The sequence below is a fragment of the Segetibacter sp. genome, from assembly GCF_025963695.1.
In the GTDB taxonomy this organism is placed as follows: Bacteria; Bacteroidota; Bacteroidia; order Chitinophagales; family Chitinophagaceae; genus Segetibacter.
In genome coordinates, this window is record NZ_JAOQAH010000098.1 from 36,422 (window position 1) to 56,131 (window position 19,710).

Annotated in this window: 12 protein-coding genes and 1 tRNA gene; 7 read left to right on the forward strand and 6 right to left on the reverse strand. The window is 40.8% G+C overall.

Going from position 1 to position 19,710, the window contains the following annotated elements; all coding sequences use genetic code 11:
- Nucleotides 1–84: 84 nt before the first annotated feature.
- Nucleotides 85–552 (reverse strand): c-type cytochrome, encoded by a 468-nt coding sequence (locus JWR87_RS17775; protein ID WP_297822700.1) that lies wholly within the window; start codon nt 550–552, stop codon nt 85–87.
- Between the two features lie 297 nt (nt 553–849).
- Here JWR87_RS17775 and JWR87_RS17780 point away from each other — a divergent pair, with 297 nt between their 5' ends.
- The 5 genes from JWR87_RS17780 to JWR87_RS17800 all read left to right on the forward strand — a co-directional run bounded on the left by JWR87_RS17780 (nt 850) and on the right by JWR87_RS17800 (nt 5,665).
- Nucleotides 850–1,395 (forward strand): sigma-70 family RNA polymerase sigma factor, encoded by a 546-nt coding sequence (locus tag JWR87_RS17780; protein ID WP_297822702.1) that lies wholly within the window; start codon nt 850–852, stop codon nt 1,393–1,395.
- A gap of 211 nt (nt 1,396–1,606) precedes the next feature.
- Nucleotides 1,607–1,798, forward strand: a complete 192-nt coding sequence (locus JWR87_RS17785; protein WP_297822704.1) for a hypothetical protein — start codon at nt 1,607–1,609, stop codon at nt 1,796–1,798.
- Nucleotides 1,799–2,620: 822 nt separating this feature from the next.
- Nucleotides 2,621–3,382 (forward strand): energy transducer TonB, encoded by a 762-nt coding sequence (locus JWR87_RS17790; protein WP_297822706.1) that lies wholly within the window; start codon nt 2,621–2,623, stop codon nt 3,380–3,382.
- 563 nt (nt 3,383–3,945) lie between these two features.
- Nucleotides 3,946–4,626, forward strand: coding sequence for an alpha/beta family hydrolase (locus JWR87_RS17795; RefSeq protein WP_297822710.1), 681 nt, complete (start codon nt 3,946–3,948; stop codon nt 4,624–4,626).
- A 118-nt stretch (nt 4,627–4,744) separates the two neighbouring features.
- Complete coding sequence (locus JWR87_RS17800) at nt 4,745–5,665, forward strand: alpha/beta hydrolase (RefSeq protein ID WP_297822712.1); 921 nt, start codon at nt 4,745–4,747, stop codon at nt 5,663–5,665.
- A 53-nt stretch (nt 5,666–5,718) separates the two neighbouring features.
- On the opposite strand, the gene JWR87_RS17805 is transcribed toward JWR87_RS17800, so the two are convergent.
- Nucleotides 5,719–6,807: an NAD(P)-dependent alcohol dehydrogenase gene (locus tag JWR87_RS17805; protein ID WP_297822714.1), complete on the reverse strand. Its 1,089-nt coding sequence runs from the start codon at nt 6,805–6,807 to the stop codon at nt 5,719–5,721.
- A 290-nt stretch (nt 6,808–7,097) separates the two neighbouring features.
- On the opposite strand from JWR87_RS17805, the gene JWR87_RS17810 reads away from it, so the two are divergent.
- The gene (locus JWR87_RS17810) at nt 7,098–8,675 is read left to right on the forward strand and encodes a lipase maturation factor family protein (protein WP_297822715.1); all 1,578 of its coding nucleotides are present in this window, start codon (nt 7,098–7,100) and stop codon (nt 8,673–8,675) included.
- 190 nt (nt 8,676–8,865) lie between these two features.
- On the forward strand, nt 8,866–9,063 hold the full coding sequence (locus JWR87_RS17815) for a YwbE family protein (RefSeq protein WP_297822717.1): 198 nt from the start codon (nt 8,866–8,868) through the stop codon (nt 9,061–9,063).
- Nucleotides 9,064–9,361: 298 nt separating this feature from the next.
- Here the strand turns inward: JWR87_RS17815 and JWR87_RS17820 are convergent, their stop codons facing one another.
- The 4 genes from JWR87_RS17820 to JWR87_RS17835 all read right to left on the reverse strand — a co-directional run bounded on the left by JWR87_RS17820 (nt 9,362) and on the right by JWR87_RS17835 (nt 19,516).
- Nucleotides 9,362–10,903 (reverse strand): bifunctional GNAT family N-acetyltransferase/carbon-nitrogen hydrolase family protein, encoded by a 1,542-nt coding sequence (locus JWR87_RS17820; RefSeq protein ID WP_297822719.1) that lies wholly within the window; start codon nt 10,901–10,903, stop codon nt 9,362–9,364.
- Between the two features lie 151 nt (nt 10,904–11,054).
- Nucleotides 11,055–11,309 (reverse strand): hypothetical protein, encoded by a 255-nt coding sequence (locus tag JWR87_RS17825; RefSeq protein ID WP_297822721.1) that lies wholly within the window; start codon nt 11,307–11,309, stop codon nt 11,055–11,057.
- Nucleotides 11,310–11,646: 337 nt separating this feature from the next.
- Nucleotides 11,647–17,718, reverse strand: coding sequence for an ATP-binding protein (locus JWR87_RS17830; RefSeq protein ID WP_297822725.1), 6,072 nt, complete (start codon nt 17,716–17,718; stop codon nt 11,647–11,649).
- Nucleotides 17,719–19,442: 1,724 nt separating this feature from the next.
- Nucleotides 19,443–19,516 (reverse strand) — tRNA-Asn (locus JWR87_RS17835).
- Nucleotides 19,517–19,710: the final 194 nt, after the last annotated feature.

The following is a 19,710-nucleotide window of genomic DNA, read 5'->3' on the forward strand; positions in this document are numbered from 1 at the left end:
GCCATCTGAAAAATATCGTACTGCCTATTAACCTAATAAAAAAAGCCTGTTTTACCAGGCTTTTTTTATGTTTTACAAAAGTAGTTATGGTTTACGTTCACCAGAGGCAGGTGCACCCCCCGCAGGAGGAGGACCTGTTGGTGCAGGAGGCTTGTTTTCAGGGTGTTCCTTCCCGTGATGACAAGAATAACACGATACCTGCGGAATACGATTCGCGTTGTTCGCCAGGTTACGATTGTCGTCGTCGTCAGGTTTAAAATACTTCTTATTTATCTTGTTCATCATTTTGAACATATTACGGGCAACAATCTTGTTTTTGCTTGAATCACTCGCGAAGTTCATAGTTCTCTGGGCATCATTACCGCGAACATGACAAAAATTACACCTTACCCCAAGAGACATCGAGAAATGTCTCATAATACTATCCATCTCTTTCTTAGTAGTATTCTTGGGCAATACCTTCAAATTCTCATATTTTACCTGGGTCTGCTGAAAGGCAAACGACAAACTGATTAAACAAACCAGTGTAGCAATTAATAAAGTTTTTTTCATTCAAAAGTTAGTTAATGGTTGTATTATAAATGTTCTTAAAAGTAAGTAAAAACTAAAAGAAACTTTAAATATTGTTGTATAGTCAATTCTTTGTGCCACGCATTTAAAAAGGTAAGTTTTAACAGGGTATCATCTATGGTTGAAAAAGGTTGAATTAATAGCAGTTTTGAGACGATAAGAAAGCATTAACATTTATGAAACAAGCTCCCATTAAACCTTGCTGTGTTTCTTTTATCTCTATAGCTCGCGGATTAAAAAAAGATTTAAAGGTTGGTATTAATTGATAAAAACATCTTTATGACAAAGGACTTTATAATGAGTGAGAGTTTAATAATTAAAAATTGCATTAGTGGAGATAGGAAAAGTCAAAAGATGCTTTATGACAAATACCTTGTCATGATGCGATATACGTGTTTGCGCTTTACTAAAAACGAGGCAGACCTCGAAGACATATTACAGGATGGCTTTGCCAGATTATTTATAAACCTGCACAAGTTTAGAGGTGAGGGATCATTTGAGGGTTGGGTAAGAAGAATCTTCATAAATATTTCGATTGAATACATTAAACGGAAAAGAATTACTGTAGTAGAATTGGAAGGGTTGGAAGATTTTCTGGTAGCAAAACATTTTGATGTACTTGAAAGGCTGTACGAAAAGGACTTATTGAAAGTATCGCATACTATTAGTCCGGGATGTAAAACTGTTTTTAACCTGTATGCCGTTGGTGGTTTTACTCACCAGGAAATCGGAAAAAAATTAGGCATAAAGGAAAGTACAAGTAAGTCCCAATATACCAGGGCAAAAGTTAAACTGAGAGACATAATACAAAGCAGAGCTAGATAACGAGTTACAACATCGAAAATAGTGAAGTCGGGCTTTTACTTTTTTTATCTTTTTTTAATAATTCTTATAGCTCTTTTAAACCTTTTAACATTTGTATCATCAAAAGCCAACAAGCCTACCGCCTGGTTTTAAGCAGCAGCAGCAGCAGATGGCACAGGATTTTAAAGTGGGTAGAACCAGAAAGAAATAAAAGAAACTATAATTAATTTTTATGATACTGATTTTTGCCTTCTCAATGATGTTGATTTCATCAATCTCGCTCTTTATCTATTTAAGCTATCTTACAACGGCAAGTCAAAAGGAAATTAAAGGGTTAACCAAGGTAAGAGCGTATAGAAAACTTCCAGCAAATATGGAGACAGCTGACTATTCTGAAGAGTATGCCTTAGTAGAAGCTGTCTAAATTCTGCCACATTTTTATTCCTTCCAATTATTGGCTTCTTGCTGATAGATGAAAAACCTAATGCCTGCAGCTACACCAGATGTGATAAGGTGGGATAGTAGCAGCGTAATTAATGAGAACCAAAAAAAAATTCCTCAACAAGGGTAGGTAAAATTGCCTAAGATAAACCTATCCCACTTCAGGCCGAGGATTTTCAATTTTGGAATCAGAATCTTTTTCTGATCTACTGACGATTGTAATAAGAATATAAGAAGGTAAGCTGTGTTCACCTTCTTAATACAACCCCACCACTTTCTAATATACTTATTTAGCCGGCCCGTTCACCTAAACCCTATGCAGTTAATACTGGCAACTAGGCTTTTGCATCCCCGCCAAGAATATAATTCATAAAAGATGCGGGGTAATAATGGTTATCAGTTGCGGTCAAAGTAGGGTAAGCGGACGTTTGCATTAGCTGAAGCTAACAGTATAAAAAGGGCAAAAAGAACATAAGGCTTGTACCTCTCTGTAAGAAAATTAAGCTAAGAATTAAAGAGTATTATTTTAAAAACGAAGGCTGTTTTCTTTATAGGTGAACCAAAAAACGGTTTACCGGCCAATGCGGGTTTTCGTTGGAATGGAAGTGTTATTGGCCAAGCCGAAGTGCCAAGATTAAACATCGTTGTGTCATACCCTTGTACTGTAGTACTAATTGTATCAGTAACAGTAAGCAAATATCGCTTTTACGAACTGTTCCCTGGGGCAAAAGTAGTCGCACAAAATCCTGTTAAAGAGTAGCAACAGCGGGTAGAACTTACTATTTTTATTTCTCATCTCTTCTCTATGAAAAGAATATCCCTCTTTACACTTATTGCCGCTTTTGGGTATTTTCCCTCTTTTTCGCAATCTGATACTACTATAAAATATTACGGAAAAAATGGGAAGGAAACAACAAGAGACAGTGCGCTTTCTTACGTAAAGTTTTTCAGGCAGGCCAACCTATGGCACGGTATAGAATACGATACAAAGAGAAATATTTTGAAATCGGAAGGTGACTATAATGAAACGAATTTTCAAACTGCCAATGGTAGTGTAAACAATTACAAAGAGGATGGACAGCTAGACTATACCGTAGAGTATGCGGATGGAAAGCCCTTGAACAAAACCTATTTCCACAAATCAGGCGATAAAAAATCTTATACGGTATATTCGGATAAAGGGATACAACTACAAAAGGGCTGGGATGAGGCCGGCAAGGAGATAAAAAATTTTGTGGTAGAAAGGGAAGCCGAGTTTAAAGGCGGAAACGAAGGTTGGAAAAAATATTTAGAAAAGAATTTAAACGCTACTATACCCTCCGCTGTCGGAGCACCTGCCGGCAACTATGCAGTACAAGTTCAATTTGTATTGGATAAAGAGGGTATACCCACAAACCTAAAGGCGGTTTCAGTACCCGTCAAATGCAAGGCATGCGGAGCAGAAGCTTTAAGGGTTCTCAGAGAATCTCCAAAATGGGAACCAGCGATTCTTAATAATGAACCGGTTACTTTTGAGGTAATTCAAAACATAATTTTCGAGGCCGTTGAAGGGGTGAAAAAAGGGTAAGGTTAGCCCCGGGTTGCAAACGTTCTTCAACAATATCTACTTACCCTATTGCAGTAGCGCTATCGCTTTAACAAGAGTTTCTGTCGAAAAGGTTTTTTGATGTCATTAAGCTGGACGAGTATAAAAACAAGCTCAAAGATGACGGACTGATATGGCACCATACTGGCAATACTAACTCAAGCCGCAATTAAAGAATAAATAGAAAGCTCACATTCCTGTAACCTTTTCTTCTTCTAGTACTACGCTACGTCGGCTGCTCCCAACATATCTTTTGGCACATCACATATTCCTCAGCGTACTAAATGTAAAGGGGAAAGTACTTTGCTCCCGTTTTACCTCTTCTAAAACCTTAAACAATTCGGTTTTCGTAACGCCTGTTAAAGTAGAACACCATCCTCCGCAATTGCAATTTTTATTTCCCTCATAAAAAAGGAAGTTTGTTGTATCAAATCATTCCAGGTAACCTTAGTTTTCTTTCACGCAAAGACTCCTAAAAGTAGATGGTGAATGCGACAAAATTTACATCAGAAATCAAAATAAATCAAGATCAAACGTTTAACCCCATGAACCAACAATCTTTTGCATTGAACATATCACCCGATATTGGTGCAGTAACGGCGGCGTATATAGTGCCTGAAAAACGTATAGGTTTGGTCACACTCACACATGGTGCCGGCGCAGGCATGGATCATCCTTTCATGACTACCCTTGCCAATGCATTGTCGGCTGTTGGAATTATTACACTTCGATTCAATTTTCCATTCATGGAAAACAAAAAAAAGAGAGTTGATGTACCTGCTGTAGCTCACCAAACTATTGAGGCTGCTGTCCATCATGCTCATGAAGCATTTCCTTCTTTGCCTTTGTTTGTTTCAGGTAAGTCGTTTGGCGGACGAATGAGTTCACAGTACTTGTCCCTTAACCCCATACCCTACGTTCGCGGTATTATTTTCTACGGCTTTCCATTACATCCTGCGGGTAAACCTTCTATTGATCGGGCTGAACATTTAAAAGCTGTTTCCATACCAATGCTTTTCCTGCAAGGCACGAGAGATGAGTTAGCAACATTAAGCCTCGTAGAAGACCTATGTTCAAAACTTGCAACAGCAACATTGGTAAAGATAGAAGGAGCAGATCATGCATTTAAGGCTGGCAAACAAGACACGATTAAGCCATTAGCAGACAATACGATTGATTGGATGAATAACCTCCTGAACATTGTAGACTCAAAACACGACAACTAAGCTTACCAAATGAAGAAGACCCGATCAAAAATGTTTGATGCAGAAGAATAACAACAAACGCTATCAGTAGAAAAACAGCTCGTATATTTGAGACACCACCTCAACATTTATTCACTACATGAAATACTTATTTACCCTTTTTATCATTTTAGCTTTTCAACAATTGATAACAGCACAAGAAACCGTACTGCTTTACCCTGCAGGGGCGGTACCAAATTATCGAAATGGCGGAGAAAAAGAAAAAAGAGAAACCGCTGATATACTGCGAATCTCCCTGGTGCAAAATCCTGATATTGCTGTGTTCCTGCCTCCAAAAAGAAATGCTACGGGCCAGGCTGTAGTAATTTGTCCTGGCGGCGGCTACTCCATTCTTGCCTATGAGTGGGAAGGTACAGAAGTAGCCAAATTGCTTAACTCAAAAGGCATTGCCGCGTTTGTATTAAAATACCGCTTACCCGATACTAAAAGCAGTATAACGCAACACCTTTCGCCTTTGCTGGATGCTAAAAGAGCTTTGCGGATAGTTCGCGCAAATGCCGGCAAATGGAACATACAAAGAGATCGAATTGGCGTTATGGGTTTTTCTGCAGGTGGCCATCTTGCTTCCACCCTGCTTACGCAGTTCGATGAAGGCGATAAAACATCGAAAGACTCAATAGAGCAGCAAAGCTCTCGACCTGACTTTGGCATATTGATGTATCCTGTTATTTCTATGACGAAGCCTATCATGCACACCGGATCGCGTAACCGTTTGATTGGCTCAAACCCCGATGCTGAACTGGCTGCAAAATATTCGAGCGAGCTGCAGGTAAAAAAAGAAACGCCGCCTACCTTCTTAGTGCATGCCATGGACGATAATGGTGTACCGATGGAAAATAGCCTGCTTTTCTTCCAGGCAATGAAAGACAAAGGCGTGCCTGGCGAGCTGCATATTTATCCAAAAGGAGGTCATGGATTTGGATTAGCAGTCGGTCAAGGTAACCTGGAAAACTGGACTTCGTTATGCATCGATTGGATTAGGAGTCTTTCAAAAAAGTAAAGTTTGATGCCGGAATTGGGGTACCCGATTCTCAACTAAAGGAGGGGGAAAATTTATAAAGTAGCCATATCAATTACAAAACGGTATTTAACATCCTTGTTAACCATCCTCACATATGCCTCATTGATGTCTTTTATGTCAATTATCTCTACATCTGATGTAATATTATGTTCAGCACAATAATTAAGCATTTCCTGTGTTTCAGCTATTCCTCCAATAAGTGATCCAGCCACTGTCCGTCCTGAAAAAACCATAGATACCAAAGCTATTTTTGACGGAGCAGGATCAATGCCAAGGTATACAAGTGAACCATGGGTTTTAAGCATCCCAAGATAAATATTTAGATCATGCTGCGAGCAGATTGTATCTAAAATGAAATCAAAAGAACCTGTTAGCTTTTGCACTTGTACATCATCCGTTGTAACTGCAAATTGGTTGGCTCCTAAAGCAAGTGCGTCTTGTTCCTTCAACGGGGAAGTACTTAGTAGCGTAACGTCCGCTCCAAATGACCTTGCAAACTTTACGGCCATATGTCCTAAACCACCTAAACCTACAATAGCAACTCTATGATTTTTGCCTATGTTCCATCGTCGTAGGGGAGAATAAGTAGTAATGCCGGCGCATAAAAGTGGCGCTACCTTCTCCAGAGGTAATTTATCAGATACGTGCAATACAAAATCTTCATTCACAACAACCTGGCTTGAGTAACCACCATAAGTGATATTACCTGTTTCCTTTTCTATTCCGTTATAGGTGTATACGGCACCGTTAAGGCAATATTGTTCTTCTCCTTCTTTGCAATTTGCACAAGTCCTGCAAGACTCTACAAGGCAGCCTACACCCACCACATCTCCTTCACTAAACTTTTTTACGAGGTCTCCTGTCCGCGTTACAATTCCAACTATTTCATGACCTGGCACCAAAGGATAAACAGAGAAGCCAAGATCATTCTTTAAGAAGTGAATATCAGTGTGACATACTCCGCAATAACGAATTTTAATTAAAACATCACGAGGCCCAACTGCTCTTCGTTCAAAATTCCATAGGGCTAACTGAGAGGTAGAACTTTGGGCAGCGAAAGCCCGAGTAGGCAAAGTTTCTGAAATGACTTCATCAACATTTATTGTTTGAGTTTCGAACATAGTATTGTTTTTATTAGTGAATGATACGGTTTCTGAGGGAGTATTAAGAAGGGGGTGGCCCGCGTGAGGAAAACAAAGTACAAAACAACATCAGTAACTGCAATAGTTGTTTGGGAAACCATCTGTTGCTGCTATCTTCAAACCTTTAGTCAAAAGAAAAAATAAGTAGCAGAAAGCTAAATAAGGATAAGAATTTAAAATGCCTGCTACACCGCTATTCCTGGCTAACAAATGTGTTTCAAATCCCCGGTTTTAAGGATTAGTTTTTGTAAACTACACATTAGTAATTCATGCATCGAGAGGGCCTGCTGAAAATGGAAGTGCTAAACAATACGGACCGTTACCGCGAAGAAGAAACAGAGGAGGTTGCTACTGCTCCAACTTATTGGCTTACCCGTTTTGTCATTCTTCGACTGCTCGGATTTATTTACGCTATCGCCTTTTTGGTAGCCATTAACCAGGTGGTTCCTTTGATTGGCGCCGATGGGCTAACTCCTGTAAGCATTTACCTTAAACGGGTAAGTGCTGCGCTGGGAGGGGATGGAGCAGGGTTTATGCGCTTGCCTTCGGTATTTTGGTTTGGGCATTCTGACTTCACGCTCCAGGCTGTTGCCTGGGTCGGGTTGGTGCTTTCGTGTGTAGTAGTGGCAGGGTATGCCAATGCGGTAGTGCTTGCTGTTCTCTGGATCCTATATATGTCGTTTAATCACGTTGGGCAAGAGTGGTATGGATACGGCTGGGAGATTCAGCTTACTGAGACTGGCTTTCTGGCTATCTTTCTTTGTCCGCTGCTTGACCCTCGTCCGTTTCCAAAATATGCACCACCATTTCAAATTATTGTTTTGCTCCGGTGGCTGATCTTCCGCATTATGATGGGCGCGGGACTGATCAAGTTGCGCGGTGATGTAGCATGGCGAAATGCTACCGCACTTCAATACCACTTCGAAACACAGCCTATCCCCGGTCCGCTCAGCCGCTTCTTTCATTTTCTGCCACAGTCCGGTTTGAAGATAGGTGTTTGGTTTAATCACATTGCTGAAGTTGCAGCACCACTGTTTGTTTTCTGGCCAAGAGTTGCACGTCATATTGCCGGAGTAGTGATTGTGTTGTTCCAGCTTACTATTATCCTTAGCGGCAATCTTTCGTTTTTAAACTGGCTGACAATTATTCCTGCTTTAGCCTGTTTCGACGACGGCTTCTGGTCAACAATTCTTCCTGCGCGGCTTGTTCGTAACGCTGAAACGGCTGCCGAAAGGGCCGAAGAGTCGAAACCGATGCGCACCACTGCCTGGGCCGTAACAATCATTATTGCACTACTTAGCTTCCGCCCTGCAATTAACATGTTGTCTACGGGTCAGATCATGAACACTTCGTTTGAACCTTTTGATCTTGTAAATACCTATGGCGCTTTCGGTACCGTAGGGCAGGAACGTTTGAACGTAGTTTTTGAAGGAACGGCGGATAATGACACAAGCGCCCATGCCGACTGGAAGCCTTATATCTACAAAGGTCTTCCTGTTTTGCCTGACAAAAGTTCGCGACAAATAGCACCTTACCAATTGCGTTTAGACTGGCAAATGTGGTTTGCATCTATGGCCACTCCTTCCGACTACCCTTGGACTTATAACCTGGTTTGGAAACTGCTTCATAATGATCCCGGCACTTTGAGTTTGTTTGCCGGTAACCCTTTTCCCGCTCAGCCACCCCGTTATGTTAGGGCTGTTTTGTATCGGTACAGTTTTGCTCGTCCGGGTAATCCTCAAGGGCTTTATTGGGAGAGGGAAAGGCTTGGTAACTGGATTTCACCATTGTCTGCAAATGATGTAGTGCTGATTGATTTTTTGAAGGGGGAAGGATGGATACGGTAACCACCCCAGAATATTTTAAAAAACAAGTTTTTTAAAATATTCTGTCCCCTCCTTTAAAAGGAGGGGAGCTTTTTGGGCCGCTTTTGCAAATGCGTTTCAGACTATAATCTAATGCTTTTTCTTATATCCCGATAGAGAGGGGGACTTGAAAAACCTGGAACTAGCGTAAATTGTGTTTTAAAATTCAGAAATGGACGGAACAATCAGAGCGGATATTAAACCGGGGATGACGGTTAATATTATTTTGAAAAAAGATCAACGAAGCGGAATGCTTACAGAAGGGATTGTAAAGGATATTCTTACCAGTTCTCCGAAACATCACCGGGGAATAAAAGTACGTTTAGAAGATGGCCAGGTTGGCCGGGTGCAGGAAATTCTGGAAGATTAACGTGTAGGAATAGAAGCTGCCTGGTTACCAACGGTACAGGAATCAATTGTTGGTCAGGCGAACACAACAATTGATTCCTGTACTCATCCTGCTCATCGCAACCATCCCACAAATACCGGTTCGGACAGATAGCAGATGCCACAAAAGGCTAAATTAATAGTCTGCCGATGAACGGAATGCGACGCAACAATGATTAATCGGAGCTAGCCGGCTCGTACCAAATAACCACAACTATTTTTAATTTTAACCAGCTGATTGCTGCGTGGCCGAACCTCTTTACCAACCGTGCGAGTATGTGCTATTTTTTACTCTTATTGATGATTTTATAAATATCTGTTCTCCTGTCTTTAAGGTTTCGGACCGCACCAAAGCTGTGCAGTTCTTTTAATAGGTCTACGTCGACATCAGCAATGAGTGTGGTTTCAGTATTGGGGGTTGCCTCGGCTTTGATACCATTACTGGGAAAGGAAAAATCAGACGGGGTAAAAACTGCGGACTGTGCATACTGAATATCCATGTTATGAACCTTGGGCAAGTTGCCTACACTACCGGCTATGGCTACATAACATTCGTTTTCGATTGCCCTTGCCTGGGCACAACTGCGAACGCGGGTATAGCCGTTTTGGGTATCCGTCATAAAGGGTACAAAAAGGATTTGCATTCCTTGTTCAGCTAATAGTCGCGGTAGTTCTGGAAATTCAACATCATAACAAATCAGAATACCAATTTTACCACAGTCAGTGTCGTAAATGGCAATAGAATCGCCGCCGACCATTCCCCATGCATTTTTCTCTGAAGGAGTTAAATGAATTTTCTGGTACATCTCGTATGACCCATCCCGCCGGCAGAGGTAGCCAACATTGTACAATGAACCGTTATCAAGATAAGGCATACTTCCGGTGATAATATTAATGTTGTAGCTAACGGCATACTCCATAAACTTATCGCGCAGAGGAACGGTGCATTGGGCTATTTCCCGCATGGCTTCGGCTCCGCTGAGATGATTATAAGCAGTCATCAAAGGGGCATTGAATAACTCGGGAAACAAGATGAAATCGCTTTGATAATCGCTTACAACGTCAACGAAGAATTCAATTTGTTCGCACAGCGATTCCAGGCTAGGGAACGGTCTCATTTGCCATTGCACTAAACCCAGTCTTACAATAGACTTTTTAGAGTTGATATGCGCAGCCTGCTCATTGTAATAGATATTGTTCCATTCTAAAAGAGATGCATATTCAAGCGATTCCGTATCGCCCGGCAAATATCCTTTTAGAATTTTCTTTACATGAAAATCGTTGGCTAACTGAAATGATAAGGTGGGGTCATGTATTTCTTTTCCTTTGACCTTGTCAAGGTATTCTTTGGGTGAAAGCTTATCTGCGTAATTTTTATACTTAGGAATTCGGCCCCCTGCTATTATTGCTCTCAGGTTATGCCTCTCACATATTTCCTTCCTGGCATCATACAGCCTTCTTCCAATACGCATTCCCCGGTACTCGGGGTGCACAAAAAAATCGATTCCGTATAATACATCTCCTTTTGGGTTATGTGTCGAAAAAGTATAATTACCCGTTATTTGTCCATAGGTATGATTGTCTCCAAAATTGTGGTAATCTACAATTAGTGACAGCGCACATCCTGCTATTGCACCATTCACCACGAGGCAAACTTGTCCTTCGGGAAATATCTCAACCAGTTTGCTAATATGCGCCTCACCCCAGAAAGATGCACCTTCCCAATCTGAATACGCTTCTATCATTGACGACTTTAAACCCAAGTAATCATCTTTTGTAAGCGTTCGTAGCTCTATTTTTAAATCCTCGTTCTTTGTTTCCATTTGCTGCAATTTAGTTTCGCTTTTCTACAAAAATCATAATTCGGTTGCTTAAAAACGCAACTTTCACTTTTTAATTTTCCGGTAAAGACAATGCCGCAAATAGCATTTGCGGCATTGTAAAGCGAATTACCCTTTACAGACTTTGGTTCATTTAATCGCTCGGGGTGCCGTCTGATTTCGTTTTGCTTCCACCTTTACCATCGCTTCCGGATGCACTTTGGCCGTTTTCGTCTCTACTATGTTTGGTAGCACTTGCAGTGCCCTTCTTAGGTGTGGAAGGTGCAGTCGCGCTTTTCTTTTTCTGGACGATGCCTGACTGACCCTTGCTTTTATTTCCCTGGTTTGGCATAATTGACGTTTTAGAAAATATGGAGAGAAAAGATAATGCCATATTGGTCTGTTGCATGAATGCCGCATTTTTATTTCACGCAACCGGTTGTAGGTTGTTTGCCGCGCTAAGAGTCGTTGATAAGCGGGGTTGCCCAGGTTGAAGGCAGAGGGGGGGAGAAGCAGAAAGCGTATGCGGAACTACGAGTAAAATTAGAATGCAAGCGACAGCTTCAACCTTTGGTTACTTTCTTTTTTTTTATGAAAAGAAAGGCTCGAATTGATAAATGTCAAAAAATGATGTTCACAGCCGCGTTGGTCGAATAAGCTTAAATAAAAAAACATAAAGGGGGGAAACGCTCTTACAAATTGCCTGGAAATAAAAAAGCACTTAGAAGGGAACCTTCATAATGCAATTAAGCTTTTATTACAGGTAATTGAATAGTAAACTCCGCACCTTCTCCCTCCTTTGTTTCCACTTTCAACTCCCCTCCATGCGCTTTGATAATATCATAACTCAGAGACAACCCCAAACCCGTTCCCTGTCCGGTTGGCTTAGTTGTAAAAAATGGCTGAAAGATTTTGTCAATTATTTTTTTAGGAATACCCGGCCCGTTATCCCTAACGCTTATAATGACCTCACCCCCTCCCTTTTGAAAGGGGAGCGAGGACTTTTTTGTACTTACCCAAACAGTCGGTTTCTTACTAGGCATCGTGTTTTTCGCCACCCCATTGCATGAGAGAGACGCTGCATAAAACGCATTGTTGTATAGGTTCAGCAATACTCTTCCTATATCCTGCGGAATAACTTCTATTTTTCCAATACTTTCATCAAAATCTGTTTTAAAATCTACATTAAATGATTTGTCTTTAGCTCTTAAACCATGATAGCTTAAACGTAAATATTCATCTGTCAAAGCATTGATGTCTGTTAGTTCTTTTTGTGAGACAGTCGCTCTAGAATGCTGAAGCATACCTTTTACAATCGCATCTGCCCGTTTCCCATGATGATTAATTTTTTCTTCGTTTTCTCTTATATCATTTGATATAGCAATTGCATCTTTCGTATTGCCCGCTTTTAATTCGCTTTGTAATTCATCAACTAATTCCCGGTTTACATCGGAAAAGTTGTTGATGAAGTTGAGCGGGTTTTGAATTTCATGGGCAATGCCTGCTGTAAGTTCACCCAACGATGCCATTTTTTCCGCTTGAACCAATTGAGCCTGTGCCTGCTTTAAATTTACCAATGTTTTTTCTATTTGCTCTTTGGCGGCTTCCAGTTTATTGAAGTCTTCGTAACGGGCATAGGCGGTGGAGAAGGCATCTGCCAATGTTTGCACCAGATGAATTTCATCATCACTTAAAGGCGCTTCATTGCCTACATATAACATGCCTTGCAAGAAGGGGAGAAAATGTAAATCGAGATTGGTGATACGATCTTCCGACAGATATTTTTCAGAAGATGCAATGGCTCCTTGTGCTACCAGGCTTTTTGTCCAGGCAGTAAATGCCTCTTCATCCCAATGGTCTCTGTACATTTCTTTCTTACACCAATGCTCAAGCATCTTTGCGGTAGCGCCTTGAGTATTGAAAGGCAAATGAAATGCGGCAATTGACTTTCCATCGGGAGTCGAAAGGAAAGTATGAATCTGTTCCTGCCGTTCATCGATAATAAATACGCCGCAACGGATAAACGGAACACCGAGTGTAGTCAGTTCACTCCATATTAATGGTGTAATTTTTTCGAGGTCTGCAGTTGTGCGCATGGATGCAGTTTCTGCACGAACACGGTCGAGTGAGGCCCGGCGTATGGCTTCACGGGCATTAGCGTCTGATTTTTGTAATTCAACATAACGACGAAAAGTAAGATCAATAATTGAAGCAAATCGTTTTAAAATTTTTATCTCTGTATCATTATAAGGAACTTCTGACCAGGCGTAAAGACAACCTGCAGAGAACGGAAGGAAATGACCATATTGTGTTTGTCCGCTTTGCGAAACAGAAGGAAGCGATAAGCCGGCTAAAAGCAATTCATAATACGATTTAAGTTGTTCACCATTTAATACCGGGAAATAATTGTCATTGTTAAGCCATGTATTGTACATATTTTCCAATACGGGGTGCGCTGATAACAAGACCGAGCCAATCGATGAAAAACTATCACCAGCGGGTGATGAAGTGGCAGAATATGATTGCGCGCTGCGGGATTCTTTATTAAGGAGTTCCACCCCGCATCGTATCGGGCTGATGCCAAGCTTTCTTAATTCAGTAAATACCGTGCTGCCCGTAGAAGCAAGGTCGTTGCTATTATGCATTGCCATTGCTTTGCCACGAACTTTTTCGAGCGCAGCTTCAATGGTCGCTTCTTTTGCCTGTGCTTCTGCTTTTTGAAGGTCGAGGAAACGTGTGTAGGTAAGATCAAATACTCCTGCAAATCTTTCTAACAACTCAATGGTTTCTGCAGGGGCAAAATCTGTATTTACAACTCCAATATATCCTCTAGAGAAAGTAGCAAAACTATTTACCAGTGTATTGAGGTAGGAAGTTTCTTGTACCGGAAAACCTATTTTTTTTAAATAATCGAGATAGGCTACTAAATCTTTGTCTGAAATGTGGAGCGTTAATGATTTTTGCTGTTCTTTCCAAGCCTTATAAGCTTTGTTGAATACCACCGGCTCTTCAATACTTCCTTTAAATTTCTGGTTGAGTTGGGACCCTCCCCAACCCGTGATCCAAAATTCGATCATCCCTGCTTCCTCATTTACAATGCCTATGAAAAGTCGGTCCGGCGCTTCATTCAGCTCCTTAAATTGTTGAAAAAGAACAAAAGCTGTTTCAGACAGTTCATCGCTTCGCTGCATTGCCATGGTTCGGCTTCTTACTTTTTCAAGAGCAGTTTCTATCTTTGCTTCTCTTCCCTGGGCTTCTGCTTGCTTTAAATCATTAAATCGGGTATATGTTTGCTCGAATACCTTACCAAACCTGAACAGGGTGGCATTCTGTTCATCAGAATAAAGATCGCCGGAGTAATTTTGAACATTGAAACCTACATTTTTCATTAATACGGCTGATTGCACCCATGCAGACCCACCATACATTACTTCCTTCCTTTCCGCCGGAACTCCTGGAACATATTTTAGAAAGTGATCAAAGAATTCATTTTTTTCTTCAACCGGACAGTGTAGTGTATATATTTCTTCGCCAGCTTCCTTTGCCTCCACAAGACGGTTGAATATAGGATGATCAAAATAAGGAAGATATATTTTTGTAGGGTATTGCTGATCGGGTGTAGCAAGCCATAAATTAAAATGGTTACTTACCTTATAATCCAAGGCAAAGCTTGCGGAGTCGATTTTAAAATTGAGAAGGCATAATTGTTCTACAATCAACTGAAGAACTTCTTTCAACTCCTCGCTTTTCTGCATAGCCATCGTCCTGCTTCGTACTTTTTCAAGAGCAGTTTCTATTTTAGCTTCTCGTGCCTGTGCTTCTACTTTTTGTAAATCAAGAAAACGGGTATACGCCTGTTCAAAAACTCTAGCGAAACGGGGAAATAAATTAACCTGATCAAATGGTTTTATTGTAATGATTAAAAGATACCCATGTTTAAAAGGAGCTACATGATTCTTCTGCCAGACAGGTAAGGGTGTACCTGACTCAATTATCCTTTGAAAGGCTTCATTCAAACTGGGAATGGTACTGAGCCCCTCGTAATGCTTTATAATTGCTTCTCCGCTAATTTCTTCCATAAAAAGTTCCCTGCCTTCTTTCCATGCATCAAACATGTGCTGCTGACAAACCTCCAAGTCCCTGGGAACATTATTCGGCGGAATCATCCCTATACCCGGTACGCTCATCCATTGTATGGTATCAAGTTTATCCTTCTCACATAATACAACGCCGCAAGCCCATAATTCGCCTTCAAACAACCGTATCTGGTCAAACATTAGTGAACCCACCTTGCCCAGTTCTTCGCTTTTGTGCATCGCCATCGCTCCTGCACGCACTCTTTCCAAAGCTGCTTCAATCTTTGCCTCTTTTGCCTGCGCTTCGGCCTTTTGCAAATCGAGAAAACGGCGGTAAGTCATCTCAAATACTTTGGTAAAACGCACCACCATTTCCTCCTGTGCAGAAGTTAGCCTTTGCTCGTTCACAACCAATATATATCCCTGTTTGAAGTTGAAAGAATGCAATACCACCCCTTTAGGTGATATAGCAAGAAACTCCTCTAGCGTAAAAAGAAAGTTTTTGCTGTTTTTTGCTAAATAAGTATGATGTTCAATAGTAGCCTGTGGATCGAGCTCTACCACATGAAACTGTTCCTGTTTTTTCCAGCTTGCCTTTATTGAACCCATTACATCTGATTCATGCGGAAGGCCCGTCGGTTCAGGAAGCAGGGTGCCATCAGCAGGGCTTGCAGCATAAATCCATCCAAATTTTTCTTCGTCATCCATCAGCACATATCCTGTTGTAAAACTTGTAATTCCTAACTTAGAAAGCTCGCGGTACAACAGTTCTCCGGCATCGAGCAATTCATTGCTTTTGTGCATTGCCATAGCCCTGCCCCGAACTCTTTCCAGGGCTGCTTCTATCTGTGCTTCTCTAGCCTGCGCTTCTGCCTGCTGCAAATCAAGAAAACGGCGATAAGCCTGGTCAAAAACGCGGGAAAAACGTTTCAGCAATTCACCTCTTTGCTCTGAAATCATTTGTCCCCCAAAACTGGGAGTAAGAATTGCAGAATGTTTTGACAAAGCAAACGAAACACCGATACTTTTGCTTTCAAGAATATAGTTCTTTAAATCTTCTGGCAAGAATTTAAAATCGGAATGCTCAAACGCATATGTATAGTAGCTGTTTTTATCTTGGAAGGAAAAGATTTTGGAGAAAAAATCGAGTCCCTGGTCTCTGGCATCTTCATACATGGTAACCATGGGATGATCAATATACGGAAAGCGGAAAGATGAAGCTGTTGACAACAGCTCGCTAGCTATCCAATAAATGAGATCTTTTGAACCTTCCGTAAATATTACAATAACGGCTCCTCCATCAAATACCATTTCCAACTCCAGTAGTTTTTCAAATACAACGGTAACTACTTCATTGAGCTCGTCGCTTTTATGCATAGCTAAAGAACGCGAACGAACTTTTTCTAATGCAGCTTCAATTTGTGCTTCTCTTGCCTGTGCTTCTGCTTTTTGCAGATCCAGAAAACGGGTATAAGATAAATCGAATACTTTGCTGAAACGTTGCAGTATATCAATGTTCTGTTGCGAGAACGGCTCCAGCCCTGCTGCCTGTATCGCTCCGGATTTATAATAAGATGCAGAGAAAAATACTTTGCCAGGTTTTCGCATTTCATTTTTTACCACGTCTGATAAAAGTGAAAAACCTGTCTCAGTAAAGAGAAAATTTCCCCACTTTATTTTTTCATCTCCCTGCAGACAGTATCTCCAGTCTGCATTTCTTTCTTTCCATGCCCTTAGCAATTCCAGGTAAAAAGGGTCTTCGTTATACTGAACTACATAAGCATTAGGTTCTTTTGTTACAGGATGATATATCCATATTTTTGCATTCAAAGTAGTTGGATTACATGTCCAAATTAAACATGTCGCAAGCCCGACATCAAGACGGGTCAGCTCTTCAAACAGCGTTTTTACGAGTTCATTCAACTCATCAGAGCTGTGCATTGCCATTGCCCTTGCTCTTACTCTTTCCAATCCCAATTCTATTTGTGCTTCCCTGGCTTGGGCTTCAGCTTTTTTCAAATCAAGGAAACGTGTATAGCTTTGATCGAATACTTTGGCAAACCGTTTTTGAATACCTAATTGAGCTTCTGTTCGTTTTTCAGCCCCACCAACGCGAATACAGCCGTACCTCGTAAAAACTTCAGTCTGCACAACCTGTCCTAATGAAAATATTTTGTTTTTATCTTCTTCAGATAAGTTTTGCAGCCCGGTTATATTGTTAAGCACAATTTCAAAATAACTCGTAAACATTTCACCTTTCAACTCAGTTATACGAACTTCCTCGCCATTTAACCATGCCTTCATAGTACCGCTATGGTGTGGGTGATTATAAAAATTTTCTCCCACACTGTAAGGGCCTTCTGCTCCATAACGTCCCGACAGCCATATATCATATCCCTTTTTATCTTCAGTAAAAATCATTAGATCCGCAACCAACGCATCAAATTCCAGCTTCTGAAATTCGTCATAAATTGTTTTTATAACTTCAAACAATTCATCACTTTTTTGCATTGTCATGGTTTTCGTCCGCACTTTTTCTAATGCAGCTTCTATTTCCAATTCACGGTTCATGGCTGCTAGTGTCTGTTCCAACTTAGCATTTCTTTTAAGCAGTAGTTCTTCTTGTTGCGTATTCATATCAACTAATTGGCAATTAATAATAAAGTCGGCTCCCACTCCCTCCTTGCTTTTAACCTTCAATACTCCTCCACCCGCTTCAATAATATCATAACTCAACGACAATCCCAGTCCTGTTCCCTACCCAGTGGGTTTTGTTGTAAAGAAGGGCTGAAAAATTTTGTCTACTGTCTATCTAAAGCGCCGGACAGGTAAAAAAACCCATTGCCTCTCCGTATGATACTGCAGTTTCCGAGAAAGTTCTACAAGTCGACGTGCATAATAAAAAGCACTATCCGGTTGGATATTGATATAATACTTCGACAAGTGTGCTAAAAGATAAGCCTTACCGGTGTCTTCTTTTGAATCATTAAGTTGGCGTTTCAAGCTTTCGAAGCTCAAGTGTTCTGCCGGTGTAAGAGCAGGAGATAAAATAAGAAGTGTAGCAAGCAGGTACTTTCTCATTGCAATAGACTAGGATTGAATCGGGTAAGAAAAACGAAACTTACCAAGCGTATGAAACATTCTTCTACGTAGCACGCTAGCAAGATGAGGTTACCCTATAAGCTATAATGGTCAATGAACCAAAAGCCCCGTTTACTCACCTTCCTTCGTTTCCACTCGCCTCTCCCCCCATCTGCTTTCACAATATTATAGCCCGGTGCAGCTTGTCGCCCTGGCCATCATTCATCTACATCGAAAATAATGGTTAGAAGCGCAGCTATGCCTTTAGAGCGAAACCCGATTATATAAGTAGAACTTATTCGGTTTAAGGGAGTTCGTGGCAATGGAGGTATTGAAGCTTCGAATTGCTTTTTAACTACATCTAATACTACTCATAAAAAACTTTAAATGCAAGAGGGGTTAATTCATAAGCGAACAGAAAACGGTAATGTCGACAAGACAATTTAGGCTTCCAACAGTTGTAAACGTTGGAGAGAAAGTTTTTACACTTCGAAATTACCCAACCGGGAAAGGGGGTAAAATCTATGGTGCGAAATCTGGCAGACCCTCAGTTCTTCTCTGCATCACTTAAAACATTGCATTTTACAGGTCAGAGACTTCCCGGAGTTGAATGCATGGGCAAGCATCTGGGTTTTGAAAGAGTGAAAGTTTTATAAGCTGAAAAAGTAACAATGAAAACGAAAATATTCCTGATTATTTTAGCTGTCATCAACATGCTTGCATCTGCGAGCAGAAAATGGCTGTACCGAAGCCAAACGAAAGGTTAGATGCTCTGCTACTTCACGGTATGCTATTGATTCATGAACTGCTCTACGGCGTTATAGTATTACCGACTGCTTAATGTTCCTGCATGGTCTTTCCCTGAAACCTCTTTTAATTGGTATTTTTAAAAAACTGTATATGCTGCTTTGCTGCGACTATTGAGTGGTCCTGTGCCCCTGTAATGACGAGTGTGAATAATTTCGCCCGTGATTGTGGTTGTTAAGATGGGTGTAACCTCTTAAATAAGCATTCGTACTGCTTTCATTTTTTCTTCAGTCGTTTAAACAAGGTAAATACCAATTAATACCGGAAGTAAGGAATAAAATTATTTTTAGCTACAGAAGCTGAAAATCCTATCAAAGCGGAAGCATACTACGAAGGAGTAAGTTACCATGCAGTTTTTCCTTCCATGTCATAATCTTGCTTTTAACTAATAATAAGGTCATGTTAGCATTAAGAAGGAAGAGAAAGGCTCGAATTGATAAATGTCAAAAAATTATGTTCACAGCTCTATGGTCGGATAAGCTTAAATAAAAAAACCTAAAAGGGAGAAAAGCGCTTGAAAACAGCCTGTAAATAAAAAAGCACTTAGAAGAGAACCTTCATAAGTGCTTGATTGGTAGCTCCCCCTCCCCGACTTGAACGGGGGACCCTCTGATTAACAGTCAGATGCTCTAACCAACTGAGCTAAGGAGGAATTTTGCTTTCCCTTTTCAACGGATTGAATTGGGGTTGCAAAAATAGGGTTTAAAGTATATCAGCAAAATTTTTTTTAGAAAAAAAACGTTGAATTTTCCTGGTGTACGAGAGAATAGATCTATAAAGTTATTGTATTGGGCTCCAACCGAAAACAGCAGTTGAACGGAGCGTCGCAACAACTGACCCTTGAGG

Bases quoted from the DNA above. Each gene is read 5' to 3' on its own strand.
- JWR87_RS17775 (WP_297822700.1), bottom strand. From the start codon at position 552: ATGAAAAAAACTTTATTAATTGCTACACTGGTTTGTTTAATCAGTTTG.
- JWR87_RS17815 (WP_297822717.1), top strand. From the start codon at position 8,866: ATGGACGGAACAATCAGAGCGGATATTAAACCGGGGATGACGGTTAAT.
- JWR87_RS17785 (WP_297822704.1), top strand. From the start codon at position 1,607: ATGATACTGATTTTTGCCTTCTCAATGATGTTGATTTCATCAATCTCG.
- JWR87_RS17790 (WP_297822706.1), top strand. From the start codon at position 2,621: ATGAAAAGAATATCCCTCTTTACACTTATTGCCGCTTTTGGGTATTTT.
- JWR87_RS17805 (WP_297822714.1), bottom strand. From the start codon at position 6,807: ATGTTCGAAACTCAAACAATAAATGTTGATGAAGTCATTTCAGAAACT.
- JWR87_RS17810 (WP_297822715.1), top strand. From the start codon at position 7,098: ATGCATCGAGAGGGCCTGCTGAAAATGGAAGTGCTAAACAATACGGAC.
- JWR87_RS17780 (WP_297822702.1), top strand. From the start codon at position 850: ATGACAAAGGACTTTATAATGAGTGAGAGTTTAATAATTAAAAATTGC.
- JWR87_RS17800 (WP_297822712.1), top strand. From the start codon at position 4,745: ATGAAATACTTATTTACCCTTTTTATCATTTTAGCTTTTCAACAATTG.
- JWR87_RS17795 (WP_297822710.1), top strand. From the start codon at position 3,946: ATGAACCAACAATCTTTTGCATTGAACATATCACCCGATATTGGTGCA.
- JWR87_RS17820 (WP_297822719.1), bottom strand. From the start codon at position 10,903: ATGGAAACAAAGAACGAGGATTTAAAAATAGAGCTACGAACGCTTACA.
- JWR87_RS17825 (WP_297822721.1), bottom strand. From the start codon at position 11,309: ATGCAACAGACCAATATGGCATTATCTTTTCTCTCCATATTTTCTAAA.